Below are 15,355 nucleotides of genomic sequence, written 5' to 3'. Positions count from 1 at the left end.
CCCGTGGCCCTGTTCGAAACGCTCGCCGTCGTCTTCGGGGTCGCCGCGCTCGGCGCGCTCGCCGTCGTGGCGAAGGCGCGCCTCTTCCCCGCCGGGGCGGACGAGGAGCCGCGCGAGGACGTGGCCGAGTACATCGCCATGATGGTCTCGGTCCTGTACGCGATCGTCCTGGGCGTCTGCCTGGTCTCCGTGTGGGAGAACCGGTCGGCCGCCGCCGATCACGCGCAGGCGGAGGCGAGCGCGCTGCACCAGACGTATCTGCTGGCGGACGCGCTGCCCGAGGACCGGCGGGAGCCGCTGCGCGTGGCGGCGCGGACGTACGCCGATCACGTCGTGGACGTGGAGTGGCCGATGATGGCCGCCCGGCAGCCGCTCGACCGGGAGGGCTGGCGGCTGCTCGAACGGCTCCGGGAGGCCGGCGAGGTCGGTGACGACGCCAGCGTCCCGCAGCAGATCGCCGCGCAGGAGGTGCTGGCGCAGGTCGGTTACGTGGACGACGCGCGGCGCAGCCGGGAGGCGGTGGCGGAGGAGCGGTTGTCGCCGGTGCTGTGGACGGGGCTGATCATCGGCGGGTTCCTCACGCTGGCGTTCATGTTCATCTTCGGGATCCACCGCACGTTCACCCATGTGGTGATGGTGATGGGCCTGGCGGGTTTCATCGCGTTCACGGCGCTGCTGGTCGCTCAGCTGGACGAGCCGTTCGGGGAGACGCTGGGGACGGGGCCGGAGGCCTTCACGCGGTACTTCGAGTGACGGGCGTGCGCGCCGCGTTGTTTCACGTGAAACGGTGAGCGGGAGACATCCCGTATGAAATACCTCGTACGGGACAAGATCTTCGCGATCGGTGACGACTACTGGATCGAGGACGAGGACGGCCGGCCCGCCTTCCTCGTCGACGGCAAGGCGCTGCGGCTGCGGGACACGCTGGAGCTGAAGGACCCGGACGGGCGGGTGCTCGTCACGCTACGGGAGAAGTTCTTCGCGCTGCGGGACGCGATGACGGTCGAGCGGGACGACCGGCCGCTGGCGACCGTGCGGCGCAAGCGGCTGTCGCTGCTGCGGAACCACTACCGGGTGACGCTGGCCGACGGGACGGAACTGGACGTCAGCGGGCGGATCCTGGACCGGGAGTTCGCCGTCGAGTACGACGGCGAACTCCTCGCCCACATCTCCCGCCGGTGGCTGCGCGTCCGTGACACGTACGCCGTGGACGTGGTCCGGGAGGACGCCGACGCGGCGCTGTTGATCGCGGTGGCGGTGTGCGTGATCCGGATGGCCGAGCGGGAGGGCTAGGGGGGCCGGAGGGCGTCAGAGCGCCTTGGCGAGGGCCTGTTCCAGGTCGGTCCACAGGTCCTCGACGTGCTCGATGCCCACCGCGAGGCGGACCGTGCCGGGGCCGATGCCGGCCGCTTCCAGGGCTGCGGCGTCGAGCTGGCGGTGCGAGGTGGACGCCGGGTGCATGACGAGGGTCTTGACGTCGCCGAGGGAGACGGAGAGGGAGGCCAGCCGGACCGCCTCGACGAAGGCGCGGCCGGCGTCCCGGCCGCCCGCGAGGTCCATCGAGATCACGCCGCCCGCGCCGTCCGGCAGCAGCCGTGCGGCGATCTCCCGGTCGGGGTGGCCGTCGAGTCCGGGGTAGCGGACGGCGGCGACGGCCGGGTGCCCGGTGAGCCGGGCGGCGAGGTCGGCGGCGGAGGCGCAGTGGCGTTCCATGCGGAGCGGCAGGGTCTGCATGCCGCGCAGGGTCAGCCAGGCGGCGAAGGGGTCGGTGGTGGCGCCGAGTTCGACGGCGAAGTGGCGCAGCCGGGCGAGGAGCTCGGGGTCAGCGACGGCGAGGACGCCGCCGAGGACGTCGGCGTGGCCGGCGAGGTACTTGGTGGCCGAGTGGATCGCGATGTCGGCGCCGAGGGCGAGCGGGCGGCAGAGCAGCGGGGAGGCGAAGGTGTTGTCGACGGCGACGGGGACGCCGGCCTCGCGGGCGACGGCGGCGAGGGCGGGGAGGTCGGCGACGCGGGTGGTGGGGTTGGCAATGGTCTCCAGGTAGAGGAGGCGGGTGGTGGGCCGCAGGGCGGCGGCGACCTCCTCCGGGTCGGTGCCGGAGACGTAGCTGACCTCGACGCCCCAGCGGGCGGCCAGGTCGGTGAGCATGGCGTACGTGCCGCCGTACAGGCAGCGCTGGGCGATGACGTGGCCGCCGCCGGAGAGCAGGCCGAGGAGGACGGTGTTGATGGCGCCCATGCCGGAGGCGAAGGAGAGCGCGCCGGCGGCGCCCTCCAGGCGGGCGACGGCGTCCTCCAGGGTGCGGACGGTGGGGTTGCCCATGCGGCTGTAGAGGAAGGAGTCGCCGGAGTGCATGGAGTCGGCGAGGGCGTCGGCGGACTCGAAGGCGAAGACGTGGCCCTGGTGGAGGGGGACGCCGAGCGGCACGCTGCCGGTGATCTCGACCCGGGGCGGGTGGACGGCGAGGGTCTCGGGGCGGACTCCGTGGTCCGTGGTGGCGGTGCTGTCGGGGATCATGGCCACAGTGTGGGGAGCCGGGGGCGGAGGTTCCCAGGTCCAATCCGCGACAATTGGCGCCCCGGTCCGTACCGTGCCGCGTGAGGGTCCTGTGAGGCCGTGGCCCAGGCTTCTTGTGCCGGAGGGCCGAAACAGGGAACCATACGGTGCACCTGCAAAGTGTTGATCGTCGTACTGCCATGGGGGCTCCGCGAGATGGGTTTTGACGAGGAGTGGGCGGGCCTGCGGTCCACCACGCCGGCACAGGAACCGACGGCCATGCGCCTGAACCAGCTGGACGACGGCTCCGGTGGCCGCGGCATCGTCGGCGGTGGCGCCCCGGACCTGCGGACGGCGCCGGAGAAGAAGCGGGCGGCGGCCAACACCATCGAGACCGAGCTGGAGCCCAACACCGGCAAGGCCGCCCGGTGGGCCGACGAGGCCACCAGCAGCGCGATCTCCGCGTTCGGCGGCTGGGCGGTCGCGTCCGGTCTGAAGACGGTCGACACCACGTGGAACAGCCAGGTCAAGGCGTTGCTCGGGCGACTCGCGCGCGAGAAGGGCGCGCTGCGCGGCACGGTCGTCACCCTCACCGGCCAGGACGTGGACGTGCGCACGCAGATCAAGAGCGTGCCTCCGGTGTCCGCCATAGCGAACTACTGACGGGGGCGCCGACATGCCGAGCTACTCCGAGATCATGACGACCGACCTGGGCAAGCTGTCCGCCGCCGCCGACAAGTGGGACGAGATGGCGAAGGAGCTGCACCGGGTCGAGGGGCGCTACCGGGACAGCGTGGAGTCGCTGCCCTCGTCGCCGGCCTGGATCGGCGAGAGCGCCACGGCCGCGCGGACCAACTTCGCGGCCACCCGGTACGAGTACCAGGCGGCGCAGACGCAGGCGAAGGCGACCGCGACGCTGCTGCGGAACGGGCACCAGCAGTTCGTGGAGCTGAAGAAGCAGCTGGAGTCGGCCCGCGCCGACGCGGTGAAGGCGGGGATGAAGGTCTCCGAGGAGGGCCGGGTCGCGTACGACTACGGGCGGATGAGTCCCGGTGAGCGGCAGGCCGCCGCGCACGACCCGGACTTCGCCCGGAGCGTGCGGGAGGCGGAGTCCTCGTGGGCCGCGCAGATCGAGGGGTGCGTGAAGGCGTTCGACCTCGCCGACCAGGACCTGAAGAAGGACCTGGAGGCCGTGGTCAAGGACAGCGGCGGCGCGAAGAACGACGAGACGGTCGGCGGCTTCAACGGCGGCGCGGACAAGGTCGCCGCGGCCGACGACAAGGCCAAGGACGAGCGGATGAACCTCGCCTGGCTGGAGATGAAGGACAACGAGACGCTGGACGACTACGTCAAGCGGCTCCAGCGCGAGGGCCTGACGCGGCTGACGGGCAATCCGCAGCTGGCGGAGCTGGTCACCAAGTTCACCAACGGCGCGATCACGGCGGGCGCGTTCGCCGGCGCGCTGACGGCGGCCGGCCTGTACTCGTACAAGCTGTCCAAGGCGCTGCGTCCGCCGTTCGTGCACCCGACGGCGCCCGGCACGTTCCTGTCGAAGCACTTCAACATGCGGCTGGCGGGCGCCGCGCCCGGCAGCATGCTCAGCAAGATCCCCCCGGGTCTCGCGACCGCGATCACCGGCTCCGACGAGGCCGCCATGTGGGGCGGCTACATGCGCAACGGCGCCTTCTTCATGCCGACGGCCGCCGAGGCGAACCTGGTGAAGGTGGCGCAGCAGGGCGGTCTGGCGAACGCGGCGAAGGCGGCCGGCTGGCTGCGCGGCGCCGGCGTCGTCGGCGGTGTCGCGGCGACCGCGTACGGCGTGGCCAACCTGACCACGTACAACGCGGACATGATCAAGGCGGATCCGGCGAAGTTCGCGTCGGACCTGACCGGCACGGCGTTCAGCGCGTCCATGACGGCGCTGACCGTCGCCCCGAACCCGGTGACCCTCGGCCTCGCGGTCGGCACCGGCGTGGCGTACGGCGCCGCCCTCATCTGGGACAACCACGAGGCCATCGGCAAGGGCCTGGAGAAGGCGGGCGACTGGGTCGGCGACAAGGCGTCCGACATCGGCAACGGGATCAAGGACGGGGCGAAGAAGCTCGGCAGCGCCCTGAACCCGTTCGACTGAGCCGCGGCCGGGCACGACTGAGAGGTACACAGGGATCATGCACACCGACGTCTCCCCCTTCGAGCTGCACCGGTGGAAGGAGGGGGGCCGGCACGACTACCGGGCCGGCTTCAGGGGGGTCTCGCGGGAGTTCGGCGAGATCGTCCTCACCGCGCCGCTGCCGCGGAGCAACGCGGAGGCGGCCGTCGTCTCGGAGCTGCGGGGCGGGCTGCTGCCCACGGCCTCGTTCGAGGCGCGCGGGATCCACACCGACGTCGTGAAGCTGCCCACCCTCAACCGGTCGACCCTCCGCGTCGGCGACCGGGTGGTGCCCATGTCCCGCAACCGCGCGGGCTTCACCCTGGACCAGCGCGCGCTGCACCTGCGGTTCGCGGGTGACGACTACCGGCTCTCGGCCCTCGACAAGAACGGCTACGTCCTCAGTCGGCTGCCGGACGACGAGGACCCGGGCGTCACGATCACCGTGCGGGAGACCGGCCGCGGCAAGAAGCACCGCCTCACGGTCCAGGTCGCCGGCCGCGCGGAGGGCGGCGACCTGTCCCTGGGGCTGATCTTCGCGGGCGTGGACCGGTCGGCGCTGACCCGGCTGGGCGCGGTGAAGGCGGGGGTGTCGCGGGTGACGCACCTGTTCGCGGAGTCGCAGTACTGATCCCCGCCGCCCCCGTCACCCCCGCACGTCCCGCGTCCCCCTTTCCCTGTTCTCTCCCGAGCGAATGAGCGACAAAAGATGCCTTCCTTCGATGTGACCCGGTCCCGGTTCCGCCTCGCCGACGACCACGTGTACGTGCTGGCCCAGATGGCGACCGGACAGCCGGTCCCGGAGTCCATGGAGGGCGCCCGGGAGGCGCTGCGGGAAGCCGGGCTGATCAACGGGGCCGGGGAGCTGTCGGCCCTGCTGCTGCCGGTGATGAAGACGGTCGTGCAGCCGACGGTGATCGTCTCCCTGGAGGCCGGCGGCCGGCAGGGCGGGCTCGTCCACGGGCTGCTGATCGGCGAGGAGAGCGTCGTCTGCCACGAGTCGTGGCCGGGCGAGGCCGAGGCCGTCTACCGGCTCGTCGAGCCGCGCACGGTGGTGTGGACGCTCGCCGACCTCGTCGCGCTCCGCCAGTCCGGCGGCGTGCCGACGGAAGAGGCGGTCGTGGAGACGACGGTCGGGGCCCTGGAGGCCGGTCTCGCCGCCCTGGAGAAGGCGGCGTCGACGCCGGGCGCGGACGAGCGGGCGCTGGTCGCGGCGGCGCTGGAGGCGGCGAGCGCCCCGGCGGGCCCGCTGGCCGACCTGATCGTGGAGCTGCGCTCGCAGTGGCGGGTCACGGCCGCGTGGCAGGGCGCCCGGGACGGCGAGCGGGGCGTCGTGGCGCGGGCCGTGGCGGCCTGGGACTGCGGGCCGCTCGGCTACTGGCTGCGGGAGCTGCCGGCGGAGCCGGTGACGGAGGGCGGCGTCACCCCGGAGAGCGCCTTCCGGCTGCGCCGGGTCTCCCCGAAGCACCTCTGGCAGTCCCTGACGGACCTCCTCCCGGACGCCGACGAGCTGACGGCCTGAGCGGAGCGGCCGGCCGCGGCGGACCGCCGCCTGACGCCCCCGGCGGTGCCGCCGGGGGGTGTCGTGCTCGGCGGACGGTCGGGCTCAGCGGACCCGGGTCCGGCGCGGGGCGGCGACGCCGAGGACGCGGTCCTTGAGGGCCGGGAACTCGTCGCGGATCGCGGCGGGCTTCGCCGGGTCCAGGACGGCCCGCAGGACCTCCTCGCCCGGGCCGGCCTCGGCGGCGATCTCGCCCCAGGGGTCGACGACCATCGAGTGGCCGGCCTGTTCGACGCCCGCGTGGGTGCCGGCCGTGCCGCAGGCGAGGACGTACGCCTGGTTCTCGACGGCCCGCGCCCGCGCGAGGAGCCGCCAGTGGGCGCGGCGGCGGGCGGGCCAGCCGGCGGGGACGACGAACGCCTCGGCACCGGCGTCGACCAGGCCGCGGAACAGCTCGGGGAAGCGGAGGTCGTAGCAGGTGCCGACGCCGACGGTGAGGTGCGGCAGGTCGAAGGTGACCAGGTCCTCGCCGGCGGCCATGAGGACGGCCTCGCCCTTGTCGAAGCCGAAGCGGTGGATCTTGCGGTAGGAGGCGGCGAGTTCGCCGTCGGGGGCGAAGACCAGCGACGTGTTGTACAGGGCGCCGCCGGCGGCCTCCACGAACGAGCCGGCGTGCAGCCAGACCTCGGCGTCCCGCGCGGCGGCGGCCATGGCCGCGTACGTGGGGCCGTGCAGCGGCTCGGACTCGGGCTCGAAGAGGTCGGCGGCGAAGGCGCCGACGGGCCACAGTTCGGGGAGGACGACGAGGTCCGCGGCCCCGCGCTCCTCCCGTACGAGACGGGCCGCGCGGGCCCGCCGGTCGGCGACCGGTTCGTCCGGGTCTACCGCGATCTGGATCAGCGAGGCGCGCACACTACCACCGTCCTGGCGTTGAAGCCGTCAACACCGGCCTACGATCGTCACACGAAAGCACTGCCGGGGTGCTCCCGGGGAGCGTAACTTAGCGTCCGAGCCTCCCATTCCACCGTCGCCCAGTCGTGTTTTCAGCCCGCACCGAAGAACGTCGAGGGGTCCCGTGACCGTCCATCCCAGCCTCCAGAACTACGCCGACGCCTGGACCCACTCCATCGAAGCGATAGCCGAGCTGGTGCAGCCGCTCGTGGAGGGCGAGTGGAACCGGGCGACCCCGTGCATCGGCTGGTCGGTGCGCGACATCGTGTCCCATGTGATCGGCATGGAGACGGAGATGCTCGGCGACCCGCGGCCGATCCACTCGCTCCCCCGCGACCTGTACCACGTGCGCACGGACTTCGCCCGCTACATGGAGGTGCAGGTCGACGTCCGGCGGCACCACACGGCGCCGGAGATGACGGCGGAGCTGGAGTACGTCCTGATCCGCCGGGCCCGGCAGCTGCGCAACGAGAACCGCGCGCCCGACCACGTCATCCGGGCGCCGCTGGGCGCGGAGCAGACGCTGGAGCAGGGCTACCGGCTGCGGGCCTTCGACACGTGGGTGCACGAGCAGGACCTGCGGACGGCGCTGGGCGTGCCGGGGAACCTGGACTCGCCCGGCGCGGCGGTGGTGCGGGACCTGCTGCTGGAGGCGCTGCCGAAGGTGGTCGCGAAGCACGCGGGCGCGCCGGCCGGGTCGGCGGTCGTGGTGGACGTGACCGGTCCGGTGGAGTTCCTGCGGACGGTGCGGGTGGACGCGGACGGGCGGGGCACGATCGACGGGGCGCCGTCGCTGGGCCCGGCGGTGACGCTGGCGACGGACTGGGAGACGTACGTGCGGCTGGCCTGCGGCCGGGTCCGGCCGGCCGAGGTGGCCGACCGGGTCAAGACCGAGGGCGATCCGGAGCTGGCCGCGGCGATCCTGAACCACTTCGCGGTGACGCCGAAGTAGTCCCCTCGCGGGGTCACGACACGGGCACGTGGACGGCCTCGACGCGGCTGGCGACGAGGCGTTCGCGTTCGCGCCGGTGGGTGCGGGACTTGAGGCGCAGGATCTGGGTGACGCCGAGGGCTTCGAGGACGAAGACCGAGGAGAACGCGATCCGGTAGTCGTCGCCGGTCGCGTCGAGCAGGACGCCGACGGCGAGCAGGGTCGTCATCGAGGCGACGAACCCGCCCATGTTGACGATGCCGGAGGCGGTGCCCTGGCGCTCCGGCGGGTTGGCCGGGCGGGCGAAGTCGAAGCCGATCATGGACGCGGGTCCGCAGGCGCCGAGGACCAGGCAGAGGGTGACGAGCAGCCACATCGGCGCGTGGTCGCCGGGGTACGCGATCGTGGCCGCCCACAGCAGGGCGGTGGCGGCGACCGTGCCGAGGGCGAGCGGGGCGCGGGCGCCGCCGTGGCGGGCGATGATCTGCCCGTACGCGAGGCCGACGGCCATGTTGGAGAGCACGACGAGGGTGAGGAGTTCGCCGGCGGTGCCTCGGGAGAGGCCCTGGGCCTCGACGAGGAACGGCAGTCCCCACAGCAGCAGGAACACCATGGCGGGGAACTGGGTGGTGAAGTGCACCCACAGGCCGAGCCGGGTGCCGGGTTCGCGCCAGGACTCGGCGATCTGCCGGCGGACGTAGGCGGCGCCGGCGTGCCGGACGGGGGCGGGTTCGTGGCCCTCGGGGTGGTCCTTGAGGAAGAGCAGCAGCAGGACCAGGACGAGGACGCCCGCGAGGGAGCTGCCGACGAAGGTGGCGGTCCAGCCGAGGCCGTGCAGGGCGCGGGAGAGGACGACGGTCGAGACCAGGTTGCCGGCCATGCCGATGAGGCCGGCGAGCTGGGCGATCAGGGGGCCGCGGCGGGCCGGGAACCAGCGTCCGCCGAGGCGCAGCACGCTGATGAAGGTCATGGCGTCGCCGCAGCCGAGGAGGGCGCGGGAGGCGAGGGCCATGGGGTAGGTGGGGGAGAGGGCGAAGCCCAGCTGGCCGAGGGTGAAGAGGACGACGCCGAGGGCGAGGACCTTCTTGGTGCCGAGGCGGTCGACGAGGAGGCCGACGGGTATCTGCATGCCGGCGTAGACCAGCAGCTGGAGTATGGAGAAGGTGGAGAGCGCGGAGGCGCCGACGTGGAAGCGGTCGGCGGCGTCGAGTCCGGCGACGCCGAGCGAGGTGCGGAAGATGACGGCGACGAAGTAGACGCCGACGCCGACGCCCCAGACGAGGGCGGCGCGCCGGCCGCCGGGCGGGTCGCCGGGGAGGGTGACGGCGGAGCCGTAGGCGTTGCGTCCGCTCACCGGTCCTCACCCCGGACCAGGCTGCCGACGCGGCCGAGGTGGCGGCGGACGGCGGCGGCGGCGCCGTCCGCGTCGCCGGCGCGCAGGTGGTCGAGGATCTCGGCGTGCTCGGTGATGTTCTGGGCGACGCGGTCGGGGTGGGCCTGCATGACGGCGACGCCCATGCGGAGTTGCCGGTCGCGGAGCTGGTCGTAGAGGCGGGCCAGGATCTGGTTGCCGGCGTGCCGCACGATCTCGGCGTGGAAGCAGCGGTCGGTGACGGCGACGTCGGCGAGGTCGCCGGCGCCGGCCTGGCGCTGCTGTTCCGCCAGGAGCTCTTCGAGGCGGGTGAGGAGCGCGGGGGGTGCGGGGACGGCCTTGCGGACGGCGAACTCCTCGACGAGGAGCCGGGTCTCGACGACGTCGGCGATCTCCTGGGCGGAGACGGCGAGGACGAGGGCGCCCTTCTTCGGGTAGAGCTTCAGCAGCCCTTCCATCTCCAGCTTGAGCAGGGCCTCGCGGACGGGGGTGCGGGAGACTCCGACGGCCTGGGCGAGCTCGCCCTCGGTGAGGAGGGTGCCGCCTTCGTAACGGCGGTCGAGGACGGCCCGCTTGACGTGGCTGTAGACCCGTTCGGCGGCGGGCGGCTGCTTGAGCGCTGAGGGCATGCGCACAGCATAGATACATCAGGGATGCGTCTGACAGTCGCGTCCGCATCCTGGACTCCTTACCGCCCGTTCAGCGCAGCCGGAAGTCGTAGTAGCCCGCGCCGCCGACGAGGACGGAGGTGACGTGGACGGGCAGCCCGTCGGGCCGGCGCGGCACCTCCTGCGAGGTCCGCCGCGTGAACCCGAGCGACAGCCCCGGGACGTACGGGTCCTCGCCGTCGGCGTCCCGCGCGTCGAGCCCGGCGAGGAGGTCGTCGGCGGGCGTCGCGAACACGTCCCGCCCGTCGAGCAGCACCCGCGCGGTGCTCGTCCGCCCCTCGCCCGGCCACCAGAGCTCGACGGCCGTGACCCGGTCGTCCTCCTCCAGCAGCACCTCGACGCCGATCCCGCCGCAGGTCGCGGAGACGGTGCCCCGCCGCGTCCCGGGCCGCACGCGCACCCGGGGCTCCCCCCACTCGCCGACGGCCGCCACGGCCGCGTCGAGGTCCATGCCGAGCCGCACGGGCCCGGCGCCGTCCGGGGGTTCGAGACGAAGATCCATGCGCCTAGCAGAACATCCGGTGGTGGACGGACGCCACCACCGGATGTTTCACGTGAAACGCCCCGATCGAACTGTTGGGGCTGTTCGGGCTGTTCGGGCCGTTACGCCCAGGTGATGAGGCGCTTCGGCTGTTCCAGGATCGCGGCCACGTCGGCCAGGAACTTGGAGCCGAGCTCGCCGTCGACCAGGCGGTGGTCGAAGGAGAGCGCCAGGGTGGTGACCTGACGCGGCTTCACCTTGCCCTTGTGGACCCACGGCTGGAGCTTGATCGCACCGACCGCGAGGATCGCGGACTCGCCGGGGTTGAGGATCGGCGTACCGGTGTCGACGCCGAAGACGCCGACGTTGGTGATGGTCAGGGTGCCGCCCTGCATCGCCGCCGGGGTGGTCCTGCCCTCGCGGGCGGTGGCGACCAGCTCGCTCAGGGACTTCGAGAGCTCGGGCAGGGTCTGGGCGTGCGCGTCCTTGATGTTCGGCACGATCAGACCGCGCGGGGTGGCCGCGGCGATGCCCAGGTTCACGTAGTGCTTGAGGACGATCTCCTGCGCCGCCTCGTCCCAGGCCGCGTTGATCTCCGGGTTGCGCTTGACCGCGACCAGCACGGCCTTCGCGATGAGGAGCAGCGGGTTGACCCGCAGGCCCGCCATGTCCTTGTCGGACTTGAGCTCCTCGACCAGCTTCATCGTGCGCGTGATGTCGAAGGTCACGAACTCGGTGACATGCGGGGCGGTGAAGGCCGAGCCGACCATCGCCGCCGCGGTCGCCTTGCGGACGCCCTTGATGGGGACGCGGGTCTCCCGCGCGTCGCCCGCGGCGACGGCGGCGGGCGCCTGCGCCGGGACGGCGGCCGGAGCCGGGGCCTGCGGGGTCTGCGCCGGCGCCTCGGGGGCGACCGGGGCGGCGGCGCGGTGCACGTCGTCGCGGGTGATGATCCCGTCCGGGCCGGTCGGCACGACCGCCGCCAGGTCCACGCCGAGGTCCTTGGCGAGCTTGCGCACCGGCGGCTTGGCCAGCGGCTTGGGCGCGCCGGTGACGGCGCCGTGCCCGTTCAGCTGCTCGGGGACCACCGCGACGGGCGCGGCGGGCGCGGTCTTGCGGGCGCGGCGCTTGGTGGAGCCCGCGGCCACGCCGTAGCCGACGAGGACCGGCTGGCGGCCCTGCGGCTCGTCGGCCTCGGCCTCGGCGACCGGCTCCTGGACGGGCGCCGGGGCGGCCGGGGCCTCGGCGGGCACCGGAGCGGCCTGGGCCGGGGCCTCGGCGGGCACGCCGCCGCCGACGTTCACCGAGATGATGACCTGGCCGACGTCGACCGTGGTGCCCTCGGGGAAGACCAGCTCGTGGACGGTGCCGTCGAACGGGATCGGCAGCTCCACGGCGGCCTTGGCCGTCTCGACCTCGCAGACGACCTGCCCGTCGGTGACGGTGTCACCGGGCTGGACGTACCACTTGAGGATCTCGGCCTCGGTGAGGCCCTCGCCCACGTCGGGCATCTTGAATTCGCGGATCGTCATGGTCGTGCTCTCCTCAGTACGCCAGCGAGCGGTCGACGGCGTCGAGCACGCGGTCCAGGCCCGGCAGGTACTCCTCCTCCAGGCGCGCCGGCGGGTACGGCGCGTGGTAGCCGCCGACCCGCAGGACGGGGGCTTCCAGGTGGTAGAAGCAGCGCTCGGTGATCCGGGCGGCGATCTCCGCGCCGGAGCCGAAGAACACCGGCGCCTCGTGGACGACGACCAGCCGGCGGGTCTTCTCGACCGACGCCTGGATGGTGTCGAAGTCGAGCGGGGAGATCGAGCGCAGGTCCACGACCTCGACCGACTTGCCCTCCTCGGCGGCGACGGCCGCCGCCTCCAGGCAGGTCTTCACCATCGGGCCGTAGGCGACGAGGGTGAGGTCGGTGCCCTCGCGGGCGACCCGGGCCTTGTGGAGCTCGCCGGGGATGGCCTCGGTGTCGAGCTCGCCCTTGTCCCAGTAGCGGCGCTTGGGCTCGAAGAAGATGACCGGGTCGTCGCTCTGGATGGCCTGCTGGAGCATCCAGTAGGCGTCGGAGGAGTTCGCCGGGGTGACCACCTTGAGGCCCGCGACGTGCGCGAACAGCGACTCGGGGGACTCGGAGTGGTGCTCGACGGCGCCGATGCCGCCGCCGTACGGGATGCGGATGACGACCGGCATCTTCACGGTGCCGAGCGAACGGGCCCGCATCTTCGCCAGCTGGGTGACGATCTGGTCGTACGCGGGGAAGACGAAGCCGTCGAACTGGATCTCCACGACCGGGCGGTAGCCGCGCAGGGCGAGGCCGATCGCGGTGCCGACGATGCCGGACTCGGCGAGCGGGGTGTCGACCACCCGGTCCTCGCCGAAGTCCTTCTGGAGGCCGTCGGTGATGCGGAAGACACCGCCGAGCTTGCCGACGTCGAGGCCCATGACGACGACCTTCGGGTCGGTCTCCAGGGCCTTGCGCAGGGACTCGTTGAGCGCCTTCGCGAGGGGAAGCTTCTGCACAGCCATGATTACTCGGCCTCTCCGTCCGCGAAGGACGCCTGGTAGGCGGCGAACTGGGCGCGCTCCTCGTCGACGAGCGCGTGACCGTCCGCGTAGGTGTGGTCGAACATCGCCATGTGGTCCGGGACGGGCATGGCGCGGACGACCTCGCGGACGTGCTTGCCGAGGGCCTCGCTCTCGGTCTCCAGCTCCTCGAAGAAGGCCGCGTCGGCGTGACCCTCGTTCTCCAGGTACGCGCGCAGGCGCAGGATCGGGTCCTTCGCCTCCCACGCCTCGCGCTCCGCGTCGCGGCGGTAGCGGGTCGGGTCGTCGGAGGTGGTGTGGGCGGCCATCCGGTAGGTGAACGCCTCGATCAGGGTGGGGCCTTCGCCGCGGCGGGCGCGCTCCAGCGCCGACCGGGTGACGGCCAGGCAGGCGAGGACGTCGTTGCCGTCGACGCGGACGCCGGGGAAGCCGAAGCCGCGGGCGCGCTGGTAGAGCGGGACGCGGGTCTGCTTCTCGATGGGCTCGGAGATCGCCCACTGGTTGTTCTGGCAGAAGAACACGACCGGGGCGTTGTAGACCGCGGAGAAGACGAACGACTCGTTGACGTCGCCCTGGCTGGAGGCGCCGTCGCCGAAGTACGCGAGCACGGCGGAGTCCGCGCCGTCCTTGGCGACGCCCATGGCGTAGCCGGTGGCGTGCAGGGTCTGCGAGCCGAGGACGATCGTGTACAGGTGGAAGTTGTTGCTGCTGGGGTCCCACCCGCCGTTGTTCACGCCGCGGAACATGCCGAGCAGGTTGGTGGGGTCGACGCCGCGGCACCAGGCCACGCCGTGCTCCCGGTAGGTCGGGAAGACGTAGTCGTCGTCCCGCAGGGCCCGGCCGGAGCCGATCTGGGCCGCCTCCTGGCCGAGGAGCGAGGCCCACAGGCCCAGCTCGCCCTGGCGCTGCAGGGCGGTCGCCTCGGCGTCGAAGCGGCGGGTGAGGACCATGTCGCGGTAGAGGCCGCGCAGCTCCTCGGCGCTCAGGTCGATGTCGTAGTCGGGGTGCTGGACGCGCTCGCCCTGGGGCGTCAGCAGCTGAACGAGCTCGGGCTCCCCGGCCGGGGCGGCCTGGGCGGCCTTCTTGGCGCCGGCGCCGGCGCCTGTGGTGCGCTTGGCGCCGCTGCTGCGTCGCGTCGTCTTGCGCGCGGCAGTGCTCTCCACGGTCACGTGCGTGCTCCTCCGTCGGTCCGGCCCCCGGGTTCGCCGGTAAGGCCAGTGCGGCTCTCCGCCTTATCCGTACCCTGCGCACGGGGTGGGTGCGACGCGGCCGGGGTCGGCGTGACAGGTGTCCCGGCGAGCGCCGTCACAAGGCACGTTACCCATAGCGCGGCATTCCTGCGAAACCCCACTTGACCTGCGATTTTGCTTGGATTTCCAAGTAAATCGAGAAAAGCGGGAAGTCGCCCAGGTCAGCGCCATGAGCAGCGGCCCGACGCCGTCGTCGGAACATCCGGCACCGTAACCCGCGCACCCCGGGCACCGGAAGAGCCAATATGTGAGACTGACTCCGTGCGCGAAGAAGGAAAAATCCGGGTATTTCTGCTGGATGACCACGAAGTCGTCCGGCGCGGCGTCCACGAGCTGCTTTCCGTGGAGGACGACATCGAGGTGGTGGGCGAGGCGGGGACGGCGGCGGACGCCCTGGTCAGAATTCCCGCGACCCGCCCCGACGTGGCGGTGCTCGACGTGCGGCTGCCGGACGGCAGCGGGGTCGAGGTGTGCCGCGAGGTCCGTTCCCAGGACGACGCGATCAAGTGCCTGATGCTCACGTCGTACGCGGACGACGAGGCGCTTTTCGACGCGATCATGGCCGGGGCCTCGGGTTATGTCCTCAAGGCCATTCGCGGCAACGAACTGCTGAACGCGGTCCGGGACGTGGCGGCCGGCAAGTCGCTGCTCGACCCGGTGGCGACGGCGCGGGTCCTGGAGCGGCTTCGCGACGGGAACAGCCCGAAGGGCGACGACAAGCTCGCGAACCTCACCGAGCAGGAGCGGAAGATCCTCGACCTGATCGGCGAGGGCCTGACCAACCGGGCCATCGGCGAGCGCCTCCACCTGGCGGAGAAGACCATCAAGAACTACGTGTCCAGCCTGCTGTCGAAGCTGGGCATGGAGCGCCGCTCGCAGGCCGCCGCCTATGTGGCGCGGATGCAGGCCGAGCGGCACTGAGCCGAGGGCCCGGCGCCGTGTCCAGGGACCTACGTCCCCGGACAGAGGGGGCCGGGCGCCCCTTTCCCGGCGGGGTGCCGGTGGCGGAGAG

16 protein-coding genes are annotated in these 15,355 nt (G+C 72.6%); 8 read left to right on the top strand and 8 right to left on the bottom strand.

Annotated elements, in window-relative coordinates; all coding sequences use genetic code 11:
- The first annotated feature begins 3 nt into the window (after window positions 1-3).
- Together ACFVQZ_RS23860 and ACFVQZ_RS23855 are read left to right on the top strand one after the other, a co-directional pair.
- A complete protein-coding gene (locus tag ACFVQZ_RS23860; RefSeq protein ID WP_051788520.1) occupies window positions 4-753 on the top strand; it encodes a DUF4239 domain-containing protein in 750 nt (249 codons plus the stop codon).
- Between the two features lie 54 nt (window positions 754-807).
- Window positions 808-1,293 (top strand): LURP-one-related family protein, encoded by a 486-nt coding sequence (locus tag ACFVQZ_RS23855; RefSeq protein WP_030498631.1) that lies wholly within the window; start codon window positions 808-810, stop codon window positions 1,291-1,293.
- A gap of 15 nt (window positions 1,294-1,308) precedes the next feature.
- On the opposite strand, the gene ACFVQZ_RS23850 is transcribed toward ACFVQZ_RS23855, so the two are convergent.
- Window positions 1,309-2,517 (bottom strand): aminotransferase class I/II-fold pyridoxal phosphate-dependent enzyme, encoded by a 1,209-nt coding sequence (locus ACFVQZ_RS23850; protein ID WP_030498630.1) that lies wholly within the window; start codon window positions 2,515-2,517, stop codon window positions 1,309-1,311.
- Between the two features lie 258 nt (window positions 2,518-2,775).
- On the opposite strand from ACFVQZ_RS23850, the gene ACFVQZ_RS23845 reads away from it, so the two are divergent.
- The 4 genes from ACFVQZ_RS23845 (at window position 2,776) to ACFVQZ_RS23830 (ending at window position 6,167) form a co-directional block, all read left to right on the top strand.
- Window positions 2,776-3,159, top strand: a complete 384-nt coding sequence (locus ACFVQZ_RS23845; RefSeq protein ID WP_107645587.1) for a hypothetical protein — start codon at window positions 2,776-2,778, stop codon at window positions 3,157-3,159.
- Between the two features lie 13 nt (window positions 3,160-3,172).
- A complete protein-coding gene (locus tag ACFVQZ_RS23840; protein ID WP_030498628.1) occupies window positions 3,173-4,627 on the top strand; it encodes a hypothetical protein in 1,455 nt (484 codons plus the stop codon).
- Between the two features lie 37 nt (window positions 4,628-4,664).
- Window positions 4,665-5,276, top strand: a complete 612-nt coding sequence (locus ACFVQZ_RS23835; protein ID WP_030498627.1) for a hypothetical protein — start codon at window positions 4,665-4,667, stop codon at window positions 5,274-5,276.
- A gap of 78 nt (window positions 5,277-5,354) precedes the next feature.
- Window positions 5,355-6,167 (top strand): hypothetical protein, encoded by an 813-nt coding sequence (locus ACFVQZ_RS23830; protein ID WP_030498626.1) that lies wholly within the window; start codon window positions 5,355-5,357, stop codon window positions 6,165-6,167.
- Window positions 6,168-6,251: 84 nt separating this feature from the next.
- Here the strand turns inward: ACFVQZ_RS23830 and ACFVQZ_RS23825 are convergent, their stop codons facing one another.
- On the bottom strand, window positions 6,252-7,058 hold the full coding sequence (locus ACFVQZ_RS23825; RefSeq protein WP_383625790.1) for a carbon-nitrogen family hydrolase: 807 nt from the start codon (window positions 7,056-7,058) through the stop codon (window positions 6,252-6,254).
- A 163-nt stretch (window positions 7,059-7,221) separates the two neighbouring features.
- On the opposite strand from ACFVQZ_RS23825, the gene ACFVQZ_RS23820 reads away from it, so the two are divergent.
- A complete protein-coding gene (locus tag ACFVQZ_RS23820; protein WP_383625787.1) occupies window positions 7,222-8,049 on the top strand; it encodes a maleylpyruvate isomerase family mycothiol-dependent enzyme in 828 nt (275 codons plus the stop codon).
- Window positions 8,050-8,062: 13 nt separating this feature from the next.
- Here the strand turns inward: ACFVQZ_RS23820 and ACFVQZ_RS23815 are convergent, their stop codons facing one another.
- The 6 genes from ACFVQZ_RS23815 to pdhA form a co-directional block, all read right to left on the bottom strand.
- Window positions 8,063-9,382 carry a nitrate/nitrite transporter gene (locus tag ACFVQZ_RS23815; protein WP_383625784.1) on the bottom strand — a complete coding sequence of 440 codons (1,320 nt, stop codon included), beginning with the start codon at window positions 9,380-9,382 and terminating at the stop codon, window positions 8,063-8,065.
- A complete protein-coding gene (locus tag ACFVQZ_RS23810) occupies window positions 9,379-10,029 on the bottom strand; it encodes an FCD domain-containing protein (protein ID WP_030498622.1) in 651 nt (216 codons plus the stop codon). The genes ACFVQZ_RS23815 and ACFVQZ_RS23810 overlap by 4 nt, the downstream gene beginning before the upstream one ends.
- A gap of 70 nt (window positions 10,030-10,099) precedes the next feature.
- Window positions 10,100-10,570 carry a hypothetical protein gene (locus ACFVQZ_RS23805; protein WP_383625779.1) on the bottom strand — a complete coding sequence of 157 codons (471 nt, stop codon included), beginning with the start codon at window positions 10,568-10,570 and terminating at the stop codon, window positions 10,100-10,102.
- Between the two features lie 101 nt (window positions 10,571-10,671).
- Window positions 10,672-12,081 carry a dihydrolipoamide acetyltransferase family protein gene (locus ACFVQZ_RS23800; RefSeq protein ID WP_383625777.1) on the bottom strand — a complete coding sequence of 470 codons (1,410 nt, stop codon included), beginning with the start codon at window positions 12,079-12,081 and terminating at the stop codon, window positions 10,672-10,674.
- 13 nt (window positions 12,082-12,094) lie between these two features.
- A complete protein-coding gene (locus ACFVQZ_RS23795; protein WP_030498652.1) occupies window positions 12,095-13,075 on the bottom strand; it encodes an alpha-ketoacid dehydrogenase subunit beta in 981 nt (326 codons plus the stop codon).
- 2 nt (window positions 13,076-13,077) lie between these two features.
- Window positions 13,078-14,262, bottom strand: coding sequence for a pyruvate dehydrogenase (acetyl-transferring) E1 component subunit alpha (gene pdhA, locus ACFVQZ_RS23790; protein WP_383625774.1), 1,185 nt, complete (start codon window positions 14,260-14,262; stop codon window positions 13,078-13,080).
- A gap of 342 nt (window positions 14,263-14,604) precedes the next feature.
- Between pdhA and ACFVQZ_RS23785 the strand changes: the two genes are divergently transcribed.
- A complete protein-coding gene (locus ACFVQZ_RS23785; protein WP_030498650.1) occupies window positions 14,605-15,264 on the top strand; it encodes a response regulator transcription factor in 660 nt (219 codons plus the stop codon).
- Window positions 15,265-15,355: the final 91 nt, after the last annotated feature.

It is taken from the genome of Streptomyces sp. NPDC057854 (assembly GCF_042797055.1).
GTDB lineage: Bacteria > Actinomycetota > Actinomycetes > Streptomycetales > Streptomycetaceae > Streptomyces.
Note: the sequence above shows the minus strand (reverse complement) of the source record. Positions and strands in the feature narration are given on the sequence as shown.